We start from the raw sequence: 20,634 nt of genomic DNA, 5'->3' as shown, positions 1-20,634 counted from the left end.
CAGGGTAAATACATTAGAAGCTCACAGCGCCTTCTTCTGCAGAAGTTAAATTTTCACGAATAACGGTGAACAGTTCACGACCATAGCCAAGATGTGAATCGGTCAAGTCGAATGGATAAGGTTGACGTTTAGCTAGCTCTGCTTCGTCAACTAATAATGTTATTTCGCCAGTTTGACCATTAACTCGAATCATATCACCTTCTTGGACTTTACTTAATGAGCCACCATCATAAGCTTCAGGAGTAACATGAATCGCTGCTGGGACTTTACCAGACGCTCCCGATAATCGACCGTCAGTTAACAAGGCAACTTTATAGCCTTTATCTTGTAGTACACCTAGCGGCGTTATAAGTTTATGTAACTCTGGCATGCCGATTGCTTTTGGCCCTTGATAGCGCACAACAACTACACAGTCTTTATCTAATTTCCCTGCTTTATATTCAGCATCTAAATCATATTGGCTATTAAAGATGACGGCTGGCGCTTCAATAATTTGATGTTCTGGCGCCACCGCAGAGGTTTTCATAATGGCACGGCCAAGATTGCCTGACATCACTTTTAATCCACCGTGAGAATTAAACGGTTTTTTGATTGAGGCAATGACACTTTCATCTAATGATTTTGTTGGTCCTTCGCGGAAAGTGAGTTTGCCGTTTTCTAAAATTGGCTCTTGCGTATAACGGCTCAGTCCACGCCCCACCACAGTTTCAACATCTTCATGCAATAAACCACCAGCTAATAATTCTCGAACCAATAAAGCTGTGCCACCAGCGGCTTGGAAGTAGTTAATATCAGCAGAACCATTTGGATAAATTCGACAAAGTAAAGGAACAACGGTTGATAAGTCTGAAATATCATCCCAATTGATAATAATACCTGCTGCTTTCGCCATGGCAACGATATGCATGGTTAAATTAGTTGAACCGCCTGTCGCAAGCAGTGCAACTAAACCATTGACAATTACTTTTTCGTCGACCATTTTACCAACAGGCATATAATTTCCTGATTGGTTGGTAAGGCGAGTAATCTGTTTAGCGGCGGCATTAGTTAATTCAAAGCGTAATGCGGTTTCAGGATGAACAAAAGCCGCACCAGGTAAATGTAACCCCATTAATTCAATCACCATCTGGTTACTATTGGCTGTACCATAAAAAGTACAAGTCCCGCTGGTGTGGTAAGAGGCTGATTCTGACTCCAGTAAATCTTCACGCGAAGCTTTACCTTCCGAGTAAAGTTGGCGGATACGCACTTTTTCTTTATTGGATAATCCCGATGGCATCGGGCCTGCTGGCACAAAAATAGCTGGTAAGTGACCAAATGTTAATGCACCAACAAATAAACCAGGCACGATTTTATCGCATATGCCAAGATATAGCGCACCATCAAACATATTATGTGAAAGTCCAACGGCAACCGACATCGCGATCACATCACGGCTCATTAATGATAGTTCCATTCCCGGTTCGCCTTGTGTCACACCATCGCACATTGCTGGCACACCACCTGCCATTTGCCCAACGGCGCCGACCTCGTGCAATACTTTGCGAATTTGTTCTGGATAAAATTCGTAAGGCTTGTGCGCTGAAAGCATGTCGTTGTAAGAACTAATAATACCAATGTTGCTTTTTAAGATATTTTTTAGATCCTTTTTATCATCAATACAACAAGCAGCAAAACCATGCGCTAAATTGCTACATGGCAAACTAGATCGCGTTACTTTTTTACTCATAGCATGTTCTATTTTTTGTAAATAAGCAGCACGAGAAGCCTTAGAACGCTCAATAATACGTTGGGTTACAGCTTGGACAGTCGGATTCACATTAACCTCTTTTTATTTCGCTTATATTTTTATTTTTATATTTTTTTACAATGACATATTGTGCGTATGACTTGTTCAGTATCGCGCACAACCTCTTTTAATGGTTGTTCAATGTTAATATTGTAGACATCTTTTTCATCGGCTGTTGGTTCTTCTAGAGTATCAAATTGCGATTGAAGCATGCCTGATTTTTGGTAATGTCCTTTACGTTTCGCTAAACGTTCAGCAATGACATCATAGCTGCCTTTTAAATAAATAAAATGTATGTTTTCGTTTTCACCACGGATAATATCTCGATATTTTCGCTTTAATGCCGAACAGATAATAATTGAAACATCATTGACATTACTCATTGCAAATGCAGCATTACTGATTAAATTAAGCCAAGGCATTCGATCTTCATCATTTAATGGTGTACCACTACGCATTTTTAGAATGTTAGTCTTTGGATGTAAAAAATCGCCATCTAAAAAAGCAGCCTCTAGGTTGTACGCCACTTGTTTGGCAACCGCTGATTTACCGCAACCTGATACACCCATTAATACAAAAACGTGTTTATTTTTTTTAGTCATTGTTAATCCTTAGTACACCTTGATTGTTACGGGTAACATTCTTACATGCTCATTTTTTTTTGCAATCTAAAAAAGTGTCTTTTGTGATCTGGATCAGATTTTATTTTTAATTCTTAAATAGATAGTTATTTATTTGTTGATCTTTACAGTGAAAAATAGATTTCGATCACAAAAATATAAAATCCTATTTGCTTTTTAATTCGAAAGAAAATAACCTTTCGATAAGGTTTTTGTTTTCGAAAATAATGATTTAAAACCTTACATAAAAAACAATAGTGGAGAACAATGATGAATAAATGTCAGCTTTTTTTCGAAGACAATCTTAAGTTTAACAATGAATTAGAGACATTAACTTATATTAGCGAGCAATTACAACAAAAGGGGATTGTCAAAGAAAGTCATTTGCAAGCTTTAATTGAACGGGAAGCATTATTCCCAACAGGCATTAATTTTGATGGGTATGCTGTGGCAATTCCGCATTGTGAAGCAAAGCATGCTAATACACCAGCAATCTTTATTATTCGGACTCAAACACCGGTTGCTTTTCATCGAGCCGATGATGACAGCACCGTTGAAGTTTCACTGATTATTTCACTTGTTGTTACTGCACCAGAAGATCAAATTGAACTATTAAAAGCACTTTTTTCAAATTTACAAAATGAAGAATTCTATCAATTTTTATTAAATGCTCCACAAAATGAAATAGAGGGGCATTTTAATAACGTAATATTTAATCAATAAGTTTCAGGAGGCATTATGAAAAAAAAGATTATTGTTGCTTGTGGCGGTGCGGTTGCAACATCAACGTTGGCTGCAGAAGAGATAAAAGAGTTGTGTAGCGAAAATAATATTCAACTTGACCTTATTCAATGTCGTATTAATGAAATTAATACGTTTATTGATGATGTTGATTTGATTTGTACTACAGCCAGAATAGATCAACATTTTGGGGATATTCCAATTGTTCATGGCATGCCTTTTGTATCTGGCGTGGGTATCGACCAGTTAAAAGAAAAAATTTTATCTATTCTAAAAGGATAAATCTATGTTTACTGAAATAATGCAGTACATTTTGGATCTTGGTCCATCGGTGATGTTACCCATTGTAATTATCTTATTTTCGTTAGTATTAAGAATGAAAGTAGGTGATGCATTAAAAGCTGGGATTCATATAGGAATAGGGTTTGTTGGTATCGGTCTAGTTGTTGGCTTATTAACCAGTTCGGTTGGGCCGGCAGCTCAAGCGATGGCCGAGCGATTCGATATTAGTCTAAATGTTATTGATGTCGGTTGGCCGGGGGCAGCACCTATGACTTGGGCATCACAAATTGCTTTAGTTGCCATTCCTATCGCAATTGTAGTGAATATTATTATGTTAGTTTTAAGGTTAACTCGAGTAGTTAATGTGGATATTTGGAATATCTGGCACATGACCTTTACCGGCGCGCTTGTTTACATTGCAACCGGTTCTTACTGGCTTGGTATTGTAGGTGTTATTGTTCATGCCATTATTGCTTATAAACTGGGTGATTGGTTTGCCAAAGATACCAAAGATTTTTTTGAGCTTGACGGTATTGCGGTTCCTCATGGTACGTCTGCATATTGTGGTCCAATTGCTGTTTTTGTTGATGCTGTCATTGAAAAAACGCCAGGCATTAATAAGATTAATTTTAATGCTGTTGATATGCAAAAAAGGTTTGGTGCGTTTGGTGAACCTGTCACCGTTGGCTTATTTATGGGAATAATATTAGGTTTATTAGCTGGGTATGGTGTGAAAGAAACGCTACAACTAGCGATTCAAACTGCGGCGGTCATGTTATTAATGCCACGCGTGATTAAACCTATTATGGATGGATTAACACCGCTCTCTAAACAAGCACGTAAACACTTGCAATCAAAATTTGGTGGGCAAGATTTTCTTATTGGTTTAGATCCTGCATTGTTATTAGGGCATTCAACGGTAGTATCGGCGAGTTTAATTTTTATTCCATTAAGTATTTTTATTGCCATCATCCTGCCAGGTAATGAAGTTTTACCTTTTGGTGATCTGGCAACTATTGGCTTTTTTATCGCAATGGGGGTTGCGGTTCATCAAGGTAATCTGTTTAGGATCATTGTTTCAGGCTCTATTATTATCGCCATTACGCTTTGGATTGCCACTCAAATGGTTCCATTGACCACTCAACTAGCCATTAATGCAGGCACGATGACTACGAGTAATGACGTTTCGGTTGGTGCAATGGATCAAGGGGGAGCGCCAATTACTTATCTTATGGTTCAGTTGGTCAACTTGAAACAACCCATTGGTTTTGCCCTTATTGGATTGTTTTACCTTTTCTGCTTATTTTTGACATGGAAACGTGCCCAAAAATACCAGTTATTTCTGAAAAATCAGCCATTAGCTCAAGAAGATGGAGTAATAAAATAATCCCAAAATAGTCATCAAAAAAATCAATCAGAGTGCTTTCACTCAGTAACGAGTGAAAGCAATACATCAACGTAATTTGTTTACCAATAAAGGAAAATAACATGAAAGCGGTTGTTGTTAATGAAGGGGGAGCTTTATCTATACAGAATATAGAAATGCCCAAAATAACATCCCCAGATCAAATTTTAGTTAAAGTGGCTTATTGTGGATTATGTGGTTCAGATATTCCGCGTATATTTCACCATGGTGCTCATTTTTACCCGATTACACTTGGTCATGAATTTAGTGGCACCGTAGTGGATACGGGGCATGGCGTGACTGAGTTTGACAATGGTGATTTAATCTGTTGCGTACCATTATGGCCATGCTTCAAATGTGATGAATGTCAAAAGTATTACTACTCACTCTGTAAAAATTACACTTTTGTTGGTTCAAGGATAGTCGGTGGCTTTGCGGAGTATATTGTATTAGATAAGAAAAATGCATTTAAATTACCTAAAGGTATCAGTCCGCTTGAGGGCGCCTTTTTTGAACCCATGACCGTTGGGATGCATGCATTGCTATTGGCTGATGGGTGTGAGAGCAAAAATGTTGTCATCGTTGGCGGTGGCACAATTGGATTACTTGCTATGCAATGTGCCAAGGCAATGGGGGCGAAATCAGTTGTAGTGCTTGATATTAACCAGCATCGCCTCGATCTAGCCAAACAATTAGGAGCCGATGCGGTATATCATTCTCAAGATCTTAGCGCCGAAGCAATTTACCAAGCTTTATTTTCATCTCGCTTTGATCAAATTGTATTAGAAACGGCGGGTTCACCCGTTACGGTCAACTTAGCTATTGAAATTGCAGGGCCTAGAGCGAAGATAGCCTTGGTGGGTACACTTCATCATGATATTACACTTCCAGAAAAAACATTCGGACTGATTTTACGAAAAGAGTTACAAATTTTAGGCAGTTGGATGAACTATTCCTCACCATGGCCAGGTAAAGAGTGGCAATTAGTGAGTCAGTACTTTATGGATGGAAAAATTAAACTTGATGAACTGATTGCAGGCATGGGTGACTTTGATTCATTTATTAAACAAGTGACTGCCTTAAATGGTCGCTCTATGAATGGCAAAATTTTATTAAATTGCATGTAATTATTTTGATTTAAGTCAGCCATAGAAAATGAAACCTTATCTTTTGATTATGTTTGTTATACACTGCTAAAAAATTTTCGGAAAAGGAAATATTATGAATGCAAGTGAAAGACGACAACAGATAGTAGAACTTCTTAATATGAAAGGAACGGTATTAGTTTCTGATTTGTCGGAACAGTTCAATGTTTCGGAAGTCACAACTAGAACCGATCTGAGATTGCTAGAAAAACAAGGAGTGCTAACACGATTTCATGGCGGAGCAACCAAAATGATGAATAACGGTGACTTAAAATCATTTAAAGAACTGCAATTAGAAGAACGTTATCAGCGATTTATAGAAGCTAAAAAACGTATTGCAATTGAAGCGGTTAAACATGTTAAAGAAGGTGACACTATTATTTTAGATAGTGGTAGTACCACCATGTTGATAGCTGAAGAACTCGTAAAATTGAAGCATATAACTGTGATTACCAATAGTCTTACTTCTGCATTTATATTATCAGACAATAGTGACATTATGCTATTTATGTGTGGTGGTACACTTAGACATAAAACGCGTTCTTTTCATGGAAAAATTGCTGAGCAATCGTTAACTGGCATCTCTGCTGATATTTTGTTTGTTGGTGCAGATGGAATCGATGCAAAAAGAGGAATAACAACGTTTAACGAAGGTTACACTATCAGCAGTGTTATGGCTAATGCCGCTAAGAATGTGATTGCCGTGCTCGATTCATCAAAATTTGGTCGTAATGGTATTAATGTTGTGTTACCACTTAGTCAACTCAATACCATTATTACCGATATTGATGTTGACAGTAGCTGTAAACAAGAATTTGTGGCAAAGGGTATTAAATTAATAACGGTTTAATATTTGTGCTTACACGCGTATGTTTTTTTAATATTTTAATTGGTCATAAAAGTTTTTACTTCTAGCCAAGTCCATTTAATGATAGTGATCATTTAAGCTTGTTGTTTCTCCCAACGATATGAATGCGTAGGTGAGAATATGATATTAACAATTACGATGAACCCTTCGGTGGATATATCGTATTCATTAAATAAATTAGTGATTAATGATATTAATCGAGTTTCAGAGGTAAAAAAAACTGCAGGAGGTAAAGGGCTTAATGTAACTCGAGGCATTAAATACTCAGGTATTCCCGTTCTTGCCTCCGGCATTATTGGTGGAACAACGGGCGAGTATATTCAAAAACAATTAGATAACGATAATATTAATTACAACTTTTATATCACCCAACATGAATCAAGAAACTGTATTGCCATTTTACATGAGGGAAATCAAACTGAAATCCTAGAGTCAGGGCCAGTATTAGATAGCCATGATGTCAATGTTTTTCTGGAACACTACCAGAGTCTGCTTAACCAATCGCAGGTTATTGCTATTTCAGGGTCATTACCACAAGGATTTCCAGTTGGTTTTTATACTCAATTAATTGAAAAGGCAAATAAGTATAAGATCCCAGTATTGCTAGACTCATCCGGTAAAATGTTATTAAAAACGCTCGTTTCTAAAAATAAACCTTTTTTAATCAAACCCAATAAAGATGAACTACAGCAGATTCTTCAAATGGATATCGATCCAAATGATGTAACTTCATTAGTTAAAGCCGTCAATCACCCTGTACTGAATGATATTGCTTTTATCATCATCTCATTAGGCGAAAATGGCGCTTTTGCTCGTTGTCATCACCACTATTACCAAGTTTCAATTCCTAAAATTAACGTGGTGAATCCTGTTGGATCGGGGGATGTCACGTTAGCTGGGCTTGCGGTCAGCATTCATGAAAATGAAGCGGTAGAGGTAATGCTTAAACGTGCGATGACTATGGGAATGCTAAATGCAATGGAATCGCAAACCGGTTTTGTCAATATGGATAATTATGACAAGTATTATCAACACGTTAAAGTCACAAAAATCATTGCAAAATAACAGATTAATGAGGATTAAATTATGTATCTTATATCTAGTCAAGAGATGTTAAAAAAAGCTCAACGTGAATGTTATGCTGTGCCCGCATTTAATATACACAACCTTGAAACCATCCAAGTTGTTATTGATACCGCTAAACAGATGCAATCCCCCGTGATACTTGCAGCAACGCCAGCAACTTATAGTTACGCAGGAATACAGTATTTAATCAGTATTTGTGAAACAGCAGCAAGCATTCACCATTTTCCTTTTGCGCTACATTTGGATCATCATGAAAATATCAGTGATATTCAAACAAAAATAGAGGCAGGAATTAGATCGATTATGATTGATGCTTCGTATCACCCCTTTGAAGAAAACATTGACATAGTGAGTAAAATGGTTGCTTTTAGTCATAAATATAATGCCAGTGTTGAAGCCGAACTAGGTCGATTAGGCGGACAAGAAGATGATCTTATTGTCGATCATAAAGACAGCGCTTTTACCGATCCCGATGCCGCTAAAGAATATGTTGAACGAACTCGGATTGACTCTTTAGCGGTGGCAATCGGTTCAGCACATGGCTTATATAAAGGCGAGCCAAAACTGGATTTTGATCGTTTAGCAAAAATCCGCGCTAAAGTTGATATTCCTTTAGTTTTACATGGTGCATCGGGCATTCCCGAACAAATGGTTAAACAATCGATTTCTTTGGGTATTTGTAAAGTGAATGTGGCAACCGAATTAAAAATTGCCTTTTCAGATGCTTTAAAACAAGATTTTAAACTCCATCCTGATGCCAACGATCCAAGGTACTATATGCAGCCCGCAAAATCTGCCATGAAAAAAATTGTTGAAGATAAAATTCGTATTTGCGGTAGTGCAGGTAAATTATAATATGAAAGCTCAAGGCGTTGTTTTAAATTATTAGGAACGTACAATTCATGACCAGCAGTTGAGCGCTGCTGGTTAAAATGTGTTAAGTGACAGCAAGTTAAGTATTTGTAGGAATGACTTTTGTTGTTTACCGTAATTTAAAAAACGATTGTAATGCATAGACATAACGCCGTATTCCAGATGCGATATAGCGCGCCTATATCATAAAGAAAAATCACCATCACCGATTTGGTTAACCGCTTTATGATCATTCACCCTGCCATTAATTGCACCGAAAGACATTGTTAAACATTAAATAACATGCCTCCATTGAATATAAAACACGGAATACAGATAGCGTCCTTTTCTAGGTGAGTTGTGTGCTCATTATCAGATATTTACGCAATTATTCACTTTTTTAGGCTTTATTTTTGTAAAAAATATTCAGGATTTTATACCGTTTGTGATGAATTGAGACTACTATGTATCCCATTTATTAAAATGTGTGATAGTCATCGTATCAATCAAACATTTACCAAATCTGACAGCGCTCAAATGAATGGATAAATCGAATGCCTGATACGTTCATTAATGGAGATGTCGCATAATCACCAAATAATGAGCGATTCAAAAGATAAAACTAAAAGTTTAAACGATTTCCGGCAAAACGCCGTATAAGTTTTTAGAAGATTATTTTTCAGCATGAAGTGTAAACAACCCGGCGTTTATCGATAGATTATGATTTATGTTGAACGAACTCAGATTGATTCTTTAGCAGTGGCAATCGGTTTACTCAAGGTTTATATAAAGGTGAACCAAAACTGGATTTTGACCGTTTAGCAAAAATCCGCGATAAATTTGATATTCCTTTAGTCTTACATGGCGCATTGGGTATTTCTGAACAAATCCTCTATCAAATAGTTGCTTACAATACGTTATATAACTTTGATTATTAACTGATCAACATATTGTTTTTCAAGATTCCATTGCCGTGTTTTGGCATGAATAGATTCATAGTAAGCATTGAAATCATGATTAAATATGGCTTACTATGAATGATTTATTGTTTATTTAATGATACCGTCCATCACCTGTTTAAACGTTGAAAAAGAACAGAAACCCTTCTCATTAGTTGGACAGTTTGTCATGGTTAACGTAACTTTTTGCGGTGGATTATTACGATTTAATGGTGATAAATTGCGAATTTGTTCTGTGGATTGGTAAAAGTATTCAATTTTCATTAAATGCTCACCACTACGATTATCACGCCATTTTTGAAATACAACTTTACCACCGATCGGAGTGGTCTCAAATTGATTAGGCAAGTGATAAGATTGAATTTGCATAGTGGAAAATAACGAAGCGATATTAGAATCGTGTCCCACTAAAAGAGTGAATTTAGTTGTACTTTCATTATTAGCAAAAGCTTGATTAATATAATTAACTAAATTGGCAGCAACATGTTTTGCCACGATAGGTGAGCCAAATAGTACAGTATTATAATTCTCTTTGATAGCAACAAGTTGTTTAAACTGTTGTTCATCTTTTATTTTACCCCAGGCAACTTTTTTTAAAGGTACGCCTTCATAATATTGTAAAATGAAGGCATCGGCAATTGATGTACCTGTGCGCAATGGTCCAGTGATTCCAGGTTCTTTTCCTTTCTCTATTATTAACTCTGTTGGTAAAGCAACAAAATCGCACTGTTTGTCATTTATGCAATTAGTTGATTTTTGATAATCAATTATCTTAGCCATATTCTGATATGCGTTGTTAAGTTTTTTATTTAAGCCGGTAATACCATTTACATTCGCATTTTGATTAATTGAAGCAATAGCAGCCTGTTTAAATTCAACACTATCATCTCTAATTACAGGGAAAAACAATGGATCCATCTGTCCAAGTTTTTCTTTATGAACGATCGGAAAAATACATCCTGGGAAGGCACCAACAATAAAAAACTGACCTGTTGCAATAGTTCGTTGAAGACTATTAGTATAAATATAAACATCTTTTTCGTTTGGACACTTATCGGCGGTTAATAATTTATTGTCGGCTAACCATTCACTAAAATAGTGGCCAAAATAGCTTTCTAATGCCCCTCCTCGTGTCGTTAAATAACTGGCCGGCGTATCCCACTGTGGCCATTGATTGGGTGTAATTTTTCCTAGAGTACTTGTTGGACTCGCTAACGGAGCACGTAAACCATGGCGGCTAAAAACCACTACTTGCTCTAAGGTGTAATCATCATGATTATTTGCTGCATATGTTGAAAATGACAAAAAATACGTTAAGCTTAATATGCCTGTTAATATTGTTTTTTTCATATGATTTTCCTTAAGTTACATAAAAATAATTTGATCAATTAAATATCTTATTTTTCGTATGTTTTTATTTAAATTCCTATAGATATTTTGTTTTAATGCTATTATGTATGGATAGTTTTGATTATTTTTGTAAAACGATAACTCGTGTTAAGAAATAAAGAAATAAAATTTCTATCTATAAATGATAGTGAACACAAATTTTACTCATGGAAGGTGGATATAATTAAAACTTATAGCGATTAAAATAGAAAATTGCGAGCCTTATTAAATATTCAGGAAGATTATTAATTTAGCTTAAAGAAAAGATGAATATTCGGTGATTAGTATAAAAATATAGCTAGTGATATCACAACAGTTTTTTACTGAAATGCATAGATTTCTAAAACATCTTTACAAAAAAAATCACTTTATAGCCACTTTTCCCACTCGCTCAAACAAACATCAACACACAAAATCAATCACCGTTAAATAGATAGTGAAAACGCCATAAGTTGCATGCATTTCTATTTGTGAGCGTCTATGCATGGAAAAATCACGGTAGAATGAAAATAATCAGCCGAATGTTAATCTTGTCACAAATAAACTTGGTACAAAAGCAAAATAATTACTTATCTCATTTGACCGAATATAACGAGTATGACGGAGGTTAATGTTGCTGTCTAAATTAAGATAGTCTATTCCTATCAGAAGAACAATTTAACACAACAAATTCAGTTTAATCTAATTACCTATATTGATTTAGTGATGTATTTTAATAATTACGTAATTGAATTAATTTATGAAAGAAATTGACTACTTAAAAAAAAATACGTATTTTAACTGAATTAATTAGATTATCTTTACAATGTATTAACAAGATAAAGAGTAAATATTAGCGATATTAAAATAAGGATATAAAATATGAGTATAATAGAGCCGTTTGCCGATGGTTTGTCTTTGCTAACCAGAAACACACAGCTTAATAATTACTCGCTGTCATTTGATAAGCTTGATGCCTCATCGGATATTTCGGTTTTAACACTTGAGGGCAAAGAACAATTAAATCAACCTTGGCAATATTGCATTACTTTTACTAGCTCAGATAGGCAGATATCCATTGATTCGATACTAAGTCAAAAAGCATCACTGACCTTTCATCCACAATCCTTACCATTTGAACTAACTAAAATAGATTCGCTTGCTATTCAAGATAAGCCTCGAACCATTTATGGTGTGATTACAGAATTTAGTTTTGTCTCAATGAGTGAAGAGCAAGCTCATTATCGAGTTGTTCTTGAGCCTAGAGTGTCATTACTGGCTAACCATTACCAAAGTGCCATTTACCAGAATAAAAGCGTAATTGAAGTCGTAGAAGAAGTCCTGCGTAATCATGGTTTTATCGGGATTGATTTTCGCATGGAGTTAAATGAAACCTATCCTGCGCGTGAATTTATTACCCAATGGCAAGAAAGTGATTTAACCTTTATTCAACGATTGTTAGCAGATGTCGGTATCTGGTTTTATTTTGAAACAAATCCTAAACATCACTGTGATGTGATTGTGATTAGTGATTATGAACAAGGACTTGATAAGGTTGGCAGTACGGTAATTAAGTCGCCAAGTGGTTTAAATGATAGTCATCTCCATAGTGTTTGGGATTTGCAATTCAGCAGTAAAACCAAGCCAATGCAGGTGAGTGTCAATGATTATAACTACCGGATGGCTGGTAGCCAACTTGATGACAGCGTTAATAGTCAACCCAAAGATAATACCACATACGGAAATGATTACCGCTATGAAGAACATCATAAAACGCTGGGTGATGTGCGGAGCGTTGAAAGTGGCAAATGGTATGCGCATATACGCCATCAGCAACATATTAGCGAACAACTTATTATTTATGGCAAATGTAATGATTATCAGTTAGCACCGGGACAACATCTGATTATTGAAAGCTGTCCGATTCAGGATATCAAAGACGGAATAGTGATTGTTTCAACTCATAGCCATGAGGATAGAAACGACTCATACCAAACCGATTTTACAGCAATACCATTTAACGTACTTAAACCTTATCGCCCTGCGCCATTACCGTGGCCACAAGTGAGCGGTACACTACCTGCAAGGGTAACTAGCCCGGATAACGACACTTACGGTTATATTGATACGCAAGGACGCTATCGGATTAAATTTAACTTTGACTTAAAAAACTGGAACAAAGGCGAAGAAAGCTTATGGGTAAGGCTTGCTAAACCTTATTCTGGGGACACGTATGGTTTTCATTTTCCCCTTATTGATGGTACCGAAGTTGCTGTAGCCTTCACTAATGGTAACCCCGATAGACCCTATATTGCCCATGCGATGCATGATAGTACGCACCCTGATCATGTCACCACCATTAATAAACACCGCAATGTGATAAGAACGCCCGCCAATAACAAATTGCGTATGGATGATAAGCGAGGACAAGAACATATCAAACTTGCCACTGAATATGGTAAAACCCAGCTTAACATGGGACACTTAGTTGATAGTGAAAAAAAGCAGCGGGGTGAAGGGTTTGAACTACGTACTGATGAGTGGGGAGTAATACGAGCAGGTAAAGGCGTTTATGTAACATCCTATAAGCGTGAGGGTAACCAAGGTGTCAAAAAAGCGAGTTTAAATGATGATGAAACAGCAATGTTATTAAAAACAGGTTTGAGTGTATCTAATCGCCTATCCAAACGTTCAGATAGTCACCGAGCAGGTAAATTGGAGGGTGCAGATAGTTTTAATATGTTTGTCAGTTATACGGCAACACAGACCGATATCAAGTTATCATTTACGCAACCAAGTATGGTGTTATCCAGTCCTAAAGGCATAGCCTCTGTGACACCAGATAGTATTTATCAATTTGCTGAGAAAAACATTTTATTGACTAGCAAACATGATACTAATATTGCAGCCAATAATTCAGTTCATGTTAGCGCAACTAAAGATTACTCTGTCTTTGCCAAAGAAAATATCAAACTATTTAGTGGTGAAGCAAAAGTCCAACTGCAAGCCCACAATGGTGATATAGAGTTAATAGCTGATAAGTCACTAAAAATGATCAGTAACGACGATAAAATTAATATTAATGCTAAAAAAGAAATAACTATTGCATGTGGTGGCGCTTATATTCGTATTGCTGATGGCAATATTGAGTTTTATGCACCTGGTATAATTAAGCATGGTGCACAAGCATTTCCATATTCTGGTCCACAAAAAATGTTACCAACACTTTATTCATTCCCAAAACAGCAACTCCAAGCACCTTATATCAAACAATTTATATTGGTTGAAGATGGCACAGACAAACCAATCATCAACCGAGAATATCAAATAGTAAACAAAGATAATCAAGTTATTGCTGAAGGTAGAACCGATGCTCAAGGTAAGGCTCAAATTGTGACATCTGGATATGAAGAAGACGAAGTTATTTTTAAATATAAATAATTGATGGATAATTGTTTATGAGTGATTGGAGTGAATTCACAACTGCTATTATGAGTAATATTGTCTCTTATGAACCCTTGTACTACATATGCAGACGAAAAAGATGGCTATATACAACTTAAATGGAACCGTATAGGCAGAAAGTTCCATTTGTTTTTATTGAAAGTGATGGTATTTTTTCTAAGGCACTATACTGGCCTGAAATCTTCTATAAGGATGAAAAAATTATTGATCAACACATAAAAAAGGCTAGAGAAGAATATAGAACCGAAGCAGCAATAATTCAGCTATGAAATGTTAAATCTGCAAGGTTATAGGGAAAGTTATGGTAGATGGTCAGTTAGTCTTCCTGTTATAAACTTAAAGCAACGAACTCAACCACTAAATAGCCTATTATGTTGGAATATTATAGATGATAGATTGTTAAATGGTGCTTCTAAGACAAGAATAGAAAAAAGTTATCTACATTTTGCGATCACACTATAGCACTCAAAACGATAAAAAATAATAACCAAACTAAGGAAATTTATAAAAAATGAAATATAAATCGGTCGATAGATTTGAGTCAAAAAAATAAATTTTAGAAATTGAATGGGATTTTAAATAAATTATAAAATTTAAAGGAAATAAAATCATGAAAGGTGTAATACGGCTAGGTGATAAGACAAGTCATGGTGGGCAAGTTATTTCTGCTTCTACAAAACTCATTGTATTTACAAAAGGTGTTGCGCGTGTTGGTGATCTGGTGAGCTGTCCAATAACAGGGCATGGTATTAATCCAATAATTGAAGGTGATCCGCTATTTATTGAGGATGGTAAACAAGTCGCCTTTCATGGACATAGATCAGCATGTGGCTGTGCACTAATTTCATCATTAACTAATTTTGGTAAAAATAATTAATGGCTATTGATTTAAATTTACTTCCACAACCACTAGTTTTAAAAAAAGGTTTATCTCGCCTATTTTGGTTTATCGCTTTAATTGTATTTATTGTTATTGGACTACTTTTTATCTACGCAAGACAACTTAATAGCAATTTAACATTAAAACATCTTATTATTAGTATTACTTTTTCAGTTATAAGTTGGTTAATATTATTTTGTATATGGTTATTTATTCGAGGGTGTAATGAAGCCTATGTTGAAATTTGGAATCAATTAAGAGAAGAACGAAAACAACAACTCATAGAGTATGGTCAAAGACCGTTGTATGTTATTTTCCAACAATTGATATCTGAATTTGGTGATGATAATCATGCGCAAGCGCTTGTAGGTGGTCTAATGTCACTCGAGGCGAGAACCAGTAATTTTTCAAATTCTTATGAAAACCCAATCATTTATTCAAAATTTCCATTTAATGATTTAAAACCTAACGATTTTAATCAAAAAATAGATAATTTATTTGATAATTTGCAAAAGACATTATTGATATTAAACAATAACGCTTTTAATGACGTTCAAAAACATATCCGCCTATTTATTGATGTACCCATATTGGCCGAGGATATTAAAAAAATTTGGGAATATAAATTAGGGAAAACAAGCTTATTTGATTCTTGGCAGGTGATTGATGCAAAACAAAGTACTGTTTTTATAGATGGTTGGTTAGATGATTTGGCAAATGATGATCATTTACTATGTTGTATCAGTGTGCATTTATTTGATAGCCCTGTAGTGTATAGCGCTGAAGCTATGACAAGTATGATTTTTTTAGGCAAGAATCTTATTAACAAACAAAATACTATTCAATATATACAAAAAAGTAAATCGGTGGTTGTTGCCTTGCATCGAACTGAAGAAAGCGAAAAACTTGATTATGTTCTTGAGCATGCTGAGTTATGGGGAAAATTAAACAATGATGAACGCAGCAATAAAGCGCCGTTAGATGCTATTTGGTTATCGCAACTATCACCAGAAGTAAATGTTAATGTTTTATCACGATATATTGATAAGCAGTGTTCAGTGAAAAATATTTATAATATTGCTACATCATTTGGTATATCAGGTGAATGTGATTACTGGGTTGCATTAGCTTTTGCGATGGAATATGCCACTCAAATTGACAATAAACAGATGGTAATTGGTGAGAAAAAATCATATTTTAACGCTACTATTCTAGATAAAATAAAAATTGGCACAGAAAAGGATGCATAATGAAAAAGATGGTACTTGGTTGGGTATTCATTTGTTATATTTTGGCTATCTGCTTTGTCGCTTCTATTTGGTTTTCTGATGACGCTTCTTTAATGACAACGCCCAAAAAAGTGGAATATTCTTTCACAATATTATTGGTAGGTATTTTTGTGAGTTGTTTTGTCATTGTATTAAAATTTATCATCAATTGTATCACTTATGACATATTTAAAAGTGAAGAAAAAAACTATTTTGTGAAAAAACAGAAATGAAAAATTTCTTATGCCAATAAGATCAATATTGTTGTGCATTATTATTTTCTAATGTTGAAAAAGCGTTAAAACCATCTAACTTAAGAGTGCCTCACGCTCTTAAAACGGAGTTTACCAATTTAAGTGACGATATAATTATTTAATTAAAGCCGAGCAGGTTAAAAAATGCGTTCATCAATGATATAGAAGGAAACAACGAATTATTTATTCCCTCTGCAGTTTATTTTTTAGTCTTGTTTTTTGCCTGTCTTCTATTATTACTTTATTTGCCGTTAATTATATTGAATTAAAGAAAATATTATCAATAATTGTTTTAAGTACTTTTTTATCGATGATTGCAGTTTGTATTCCTCTTTATTTTAAAATTCAGCGTTATCAAGAAGAGTTTGATGAAATTTGGTTTGAATCGTTTAGAGGATAACTTAAAGGTAGTTTGTGTGGGGAGTAAGTAATGTGAGTTGCTGTGTGAATGGTATTTCACTGGGCACGGTAATCTGGTTTTTGGAATTGGACAAGTGACGTTAGTTAGCCTCAGCTTTATAAAGTCATTGTTGTGATACTCTAAAAAGGGCGTACCAACTATAAATTTAACCCTCGGTGAACATTCATCGAGGGGTGTAAAAAATCGATGTGATGTGGTATCAATTTTTTACTGAAACGTAGGTATTATCTGAAACTTTCTGACAAAAAATTAGTTTTTTGCTGTCTTTTTTACTCGTTCAACAAACATCATCACGACAAAAGCAATCACCGTTAAATAGATGATGTAAGCCCCATAAGTTGCTAACATATCAATTAGTGAACGCCCACGCATGGCAAAATCACGGAAAAATCGAAATAACCAAACTAATGGAAACGCGTGGCTAACGTAGTATGTCCAAATTGGCATAATACCTACTGCCATTGTTGATCCTCCCATAATAAATCCCGGTGGAACTAAGAAGATCATTCGACTTGCACCTTCGCCCGGATTAGTTGTTGTCCAAGAAAGTAAAAAGGCTAACCAACCAAAGGCAAGTCCTGTCATAAATACACTCGGCACAAAAGCAAAATAGTTACCTTCAAAACGTAGTTGCCCAAATATTACCAGTATGGCGGTAATAAGGGTTAATGCGGTTGTGTAAAATAGTGCATAAGGAATCGTTCTTGCTAATAGAGATAAGAAGCCTCTTTCTATGGCTATTTGCCACATACCGGTGACTTTTAATCGGCCAATAATCATCAATGAAGTTAACCCATAAGTCAGTGATGAGAAAAAGTAAACAAAATAAATAATTGTCGAAATTGTCGATGAACTTGCAGGGTTAAACAGATATCGTGTTTTAAGTTGCATGGGTGATAAAGTGGCTTCGATCCCTTCTTTGCCAAGTCCTAATGCGGCAACTTTACCTACACTTAATTCTGCACCTAATTCAGGAATATATTCATTAAGGCTTTGCATTACTTTAGCATTTTGTGCATCATTGGTATCATCAGCAAAATAACCCAAACGGACAGTTTGATCGCCTTTCTTTACGCTTTTTTCTAAGCCTTTGGGAATATATAAAACGCCTAAATTACGGTCATGTGAAACTAATGTTATGGGGTTTACTGGCGATCTTATCACTTCCGTCACTTCAATGTAAGGCGATGTATTGACTTTACTAATTAATTCTGTCGAATAATTTGAACCGTCAAGATCAATCACCGCAATTTTACCTTCAAATACGGCTCCGTGGCTTAATACGATTGAAAATACTAGCGAAACAATTGCCGCTAAGCCAAGCGAAACTTTATAATAAGGGATAAAGTGACCTGACAACATGGCGTCAAGTTCTTCGAGTATAGATTTAATGATGTTTTGCATCATTGATCCACCTCGAGCGTCATTCCGGTTAATAGTTTTGGAATCGATTCTATATAAATTCTGACTTGATAAGAGGTTAGATCGGCTTGGCCGCGTTCTCGTGTCATACGTAAATCGGCAAATGATGGCGCAGCGGTGGCAAAGCGAACTTTACCTTTTACTTCTTTATTCAACGCAATCACATTAGCGGTGACAGTGGTGTCAGGTTGATAATCATTCACCATTTTTTCATTCACATAAATGTCGATATATTTACGGTTAGTCTCTAACAATACTGCGGGCGCGCCGTTGGGTACCATTTCGCCATCTTCAAACATTAGTTTTAATATTTTTCCATCTTCAGGTGCTATTAATGTTAGTCGTTCATAATTGAGTTGTAACTGTTTTAATTCAGCTTCGCCTTGCGCGAGTTGTGCTTTAAGCTGTGCTAATTGATTTTGGCGGTTTTGCAGTTTTTGTCGTGCAATTAAGATGGACTGTAATGTCATGCCGGTTGCATTTTGTGTTTGTTCAAATTGGCTGATTTGTTCTGGTGTTGCGCCAATCATTAAAGTCGATAATTGGCTTTCAATTTGCACAACTTGCATTTTGGCATTAATAAATGCATTACGTGCATTATCAAGTTGTGACTGTGAGTTGCCACCTGTTTTTCGTAATTGGGTTTGGCGATCAAATTCAGTCTTCGCTAAATTTTGAGCAGATTTTGCTGCTTCTAAATTGGCTTGTACTTCTTCAATTTTGCGCCAAGTTGTTAATTCTGAAAGGTTAGTCTCGTTTTCCGTAATTTCAATGGCTGCTTGTTCTTGATTGACTGCTGCTTTTTGACTATCCACTAAAGCTTGTAAGCGATCGATAGCCAGCTTGGTATCGATATCTTCTAATTGCATTAATCGATCCCCTTTTTTAACCATTTGTGATTCTTGCACAAATCGCTGGGTGACTTTTCCGCCAACATTTTGAAAGGCAATATTTATCTCATCAGCGGTTAATACGCCAGATTTAATGCTTTTGGCAACAGATACCGCATCATTTCTTGAACCTACAAAAATTAAAAAGGAACCAAAAATTAGCAGAAGTAAAAAGGTAACAGGGATTTTGACATTTTTTTTCATATATAGCTTATTTTCCATTTATTTAGTCAGCTAAGTATTTAAGTAAAAAGAAAGACTTTAATTATTTAAATCATTTATTTTCTTAATAATTTGCGTAACATCGCGATTAAAGACTCTTGTTCTTGCGAATTTAATACCTGCGCAAAAGCGCGAATCGATTTAAGGTGGTTAGGTAATGCCTCTTGAATCAGCTTTTCACCTGCATGCGTTAAAGTAATTAGGCGAGCACGCCCATCTTCACCACTTTTTGTCATCGAAATTAAAGGCTCAGGAGCTGTCAGCATTCGTTTAACCATGACTGATACCGTCGCCGGTGTTACGCCAATGCGTATAGCAAGATCACTGGCGCAGGTTTCACCTTCGGAAAACAGTGACATCAATAAGGCAAATTTCCCCTCAGAAACGCCGTAATCTTGATCTAATTGTGCATAGATATTCGTGCGAATGAGATCGGCTGTTGTGATTAAACTTAAAACCAGATCAACACCAGAAACATCAACGATGTCATCATTAAATCTTTGTGCACGCGCTAAGGTCTCACGTGAAGGAAGTTTTCTTGAATTGTAATTCAATTATCATTACTCAATTTATTTAGTCGGCTAATTATACAAATTTAATTTTAATTAGCAATTATTTTAAGTTGTTTTTTCAAGTTTGATATTTAAGTAAATAAGGTTAAATACTACTAAAGTGGTAATCCTTGAGGGTAATTATA

At 35.6% G+C, this 20,634-nt stretch carries 17 protein-coding genes and 1 pseudogene; 12 read left to right on the top strand and 6 right to left on the bottom strand.

Annotated elements, in window-relative coordinates; genetic code table 11:
• Nucleotides 1–13 precede the first annotated feature (13 nt).
• Nucleotides 14–1,819 (bottom strand): phosphogluconate dehydratase, encoded by a 1,806-nt coding sequence (gene edd / locus A9G22_RS05795; protein WP_075508508.1) that lies wholly within the window; start codon nt 1,817–1,819, stop codon nt 14–16.
• A gap of 35 nt (nt 1,820–1,854) precedes the next feature.
• Nucleotides 1,855–2,391, bottom strand: a complete 537-nt coding sequence (gene gntK, locus A9G22_RS05790) for a gluconokinase (protein ID WP_075508507.1) — start codon at nt 2,389–2,391, stop codon at nt 1,855–1,857.
• Between the two features lie 288 nt (nt 2,392–2,679).
• On the opposite strand from gntK, the gene gatA reads away from it, so the two are divergent.
• From gatA to A9G22_RS11825, 8 genes and pseudogenes are all read left to right on the top strand, one after another.
• The gene (gene gatA, locus A9G22_RS05785; protein WP_075508506.1) at nt 2,680–3,132 is read left to right on the top strand and encodes a PTS galactitol transporter subunit IIA; all 453 of its coding nucleotides are present in this window, start codon (nt 2,680–2,682) and stop codon (nt 3,130–3,132) included.
• A 15-nt stretch (nt 3,133–3,147) separates the two neighbouring features.
• The gene (gene gatB, locus A9G22_RS05780; RefSeq protein WP_065586675.1) at nt 3,148–3,432 is read left to right on the top strand and encodes a PTS galactitol transporter subunit IIB; all 285 of its coding nucleotides are present in this window, start codon (nt 3,148–3,150) and stop codon (nt 3,430–3,432) included.
• 4 nt (nt 3,433–3,436) lie between these two features.
• Nucleotides 3,437–4,819: a PTS galactitol transporter subunit IIC gene (locus A9G22_RS05775; RefSeq protein WP_075508505.1), complete on the top strand. Its 1,383-nt coding sequence runs from the start codon at nt 3,437–3,439 to the stop codon at nt 4,817–4,819.
• A gap of 101 nt (nt 4,820–4,920) precedes the next feature.
• Nucleotides 4,921–5,964 (top strand): alcohol dehydrogenase catalytic domain-containing protein, encoded by a 1,044-nt coding sequence (locus A9G22_RS05770; protein ID WP_065586673.1) that lies wholly within the window; start codon nt 4,921–4,923, stop codon nt 5,962–5,964.
• Between the two features lie 94 nt (nt 5,965–6,058).
• Nucleotides 6,059–6,832, top strand: a complete 774-nt coding sequence (locus tag A9G22_RS05765) for a DeoR/GlpR family DNA-binding transcription regulator (RefSeq protein ID WP_065586672.1) — start codon at nt 6,059–6,061, stop codon at nt 6,830–6,832.
• Between the two features lie 138 nt (nt 6,833–6,970).
• Entirely contained in the window at nt 6,971–7,915 is a 945-nt protein-coding gene (locus tag A9G22_RS05760) for a hexose kinase (RefSeq protein WP_065586671.1), read from the top strand.
• A 21-nt stretch (nt 7,916–7,936) separates the two neighbouring features.
• A complete protein-coding gene (locus A9G22_RS05755) occupies nt 7,937–8,791 on the top strand; it encodes a tagatose bisphosphate family class II aldolase (protein ID WP_065586670.1) in 855 nt (284 codons plus the stop codon).
• Between the two features lie 723 nt (nt 8,792–9,514).
• Nucleotides 9,515–9,696 (top strand): annotated as a pseudogene (locus A9G22_RS11825) (class II fructose-bisphosphate aldolase); the annotation flags it as partial.
• A gap of 141 nt (nt 9,697–9,837) precedes the next feature.
• On the opposite strand, the gene agp reads toward A9G22_RS11825, so the two are convergent.
• On the bottom strand, nt 9,838–11,097 hold the full coding sequence (gene agp, locus A9G22_RS05750; RefSeq protein ID WP_065586669.1) for a bifunctional glucose-1-phosphatase/inositol phosphatase: 1,260 nt from the start codon (nt 11,095–11,097) through the stop codon (nt 9,838–9,840).
• A gap of 900 nt (nt 11,098–11,997) precedes the next feature.
• Here agp and vgrG point away from each other — a divergent pair.
• From vgrG to A9G22_RS05730, 4 genes are all read left to right on the top strand, one after another.
• Nucleotides 11,998–14,556 carry a type VI secretion system Vgr family protein gene (gene vgrG / locus A9G22_RS05745; RefSeq protein ID WP_082264512.1) on the top strand — a complete coding sequence of 853 codons (2,559 nt, stop codon included), beginning with the start codon at nt 11,998–12,000 and terminating at the stop codon, nt 14,554–14,556.
• Nucleotides 14,557–15,190: 634 nt separating this feature from the next.
• Nucleotides 15,191–15,457: a PAAR domain-containing protein gene (locus A9G22_RS05740; RefSeq protein WP_065586668.1), complete on the top strand. Its 267-nt coding sequence runs from the start codon at nt 15,191–15,193 to the stop codon at nt 15,455–15,457.
• Nucleotides 15,457–16,710 (top strand): hypothetical protein, encoded by a 1,254-nt coding sequence (locus tag A9G22_RS05735; RefSeq protein ID WP_065586667.1) that lies wholly within the window; start codon nt 15,457–15,459, stop codon nt 16,708–16,710. Before A9G22_RS05740 ends, A9G22_RS05735 begins: the two co-directional genes overlap by 1 nt.
• Complete coding sequence (locus A9G22_RS05730; protein WP_065586666.1) at nt 16,710–16,961, top strand: hypothetical protein; 252 nt, start codon at nt 16,710–16,712, stop codon at nt 16,959–16,961. The genes A9G22_RS05735 and A9G22_RS05730 overlap by 1 nt, the downstream gene beginning before the upstream one ends.
• Before the next feature lie 691 nt (nt 16,962–17,652).
• Here the strand turns inward: A9G22_RS05730 and A9G22_RS05725 are convergent.
• The 3 genes from A9G22_RS05725 to A9G22_RS05715 all read right to left on the bottom strand — a co-directional run bounded on the left by A9G22_RS05725 (nt 17,653) and on the right by A9G22_RS05715 (nt 20,491).
• On the bottom strand, nt 17,653–18,807 hold the full coding sequence (locus A9G22_RS05725; protein WP_075508520.1) for an ABC transporter permease: 1,155 nt from the start codon (nt 18,805–18,807) through the stop codon (nt 17,653–17,655).
• Nucleotides 18,807–19,919: an HlyD family secretion protein gene (locus A9G22_RS05720; protein ID WP_081296965.1), complete on the bottom strand. Its 1,113-nt coding sequence runs from the start codon at nt 19,917–19,919 to the stop codon at nt 18,807–18,809. Before A9G22_RS05720 ends, A9G22_RS05725 begins: the two co-directional genes overlap by 1 nt.
• A gap of 74 nt (nt 19,920–19,993) precedes the next feature.
• The gene (locus A9G22_RS05715) at nt 19,994–20,491 is read right to left on the bottom strand and encodes a MarR family winged helix-turn-helix transcriptional regulator (protein WP_065586665.1); all 498 of its coding nucleotides are present in this window, start codon (nt 20,489–20,491) and stop codon (nt 19,994–19,996) included.
• Nucleotides 20,492–20,634: the final 143 nt, after the last annotated feature.

It is taken from the genome of Gilliamella sp. App2-1, from assembly GCF_001690255.1.
GTDB classification, from domain to species: domain Bacteria; phylum Pseudomonadota; class Gammaproteobacteria; order Enterobacterales; family Orbaceae; genus Gilliamella; species Gilliamella apicola_G.
This window is presented reverse-complemented; position numbering and strand designations above follow the sequence as displayed.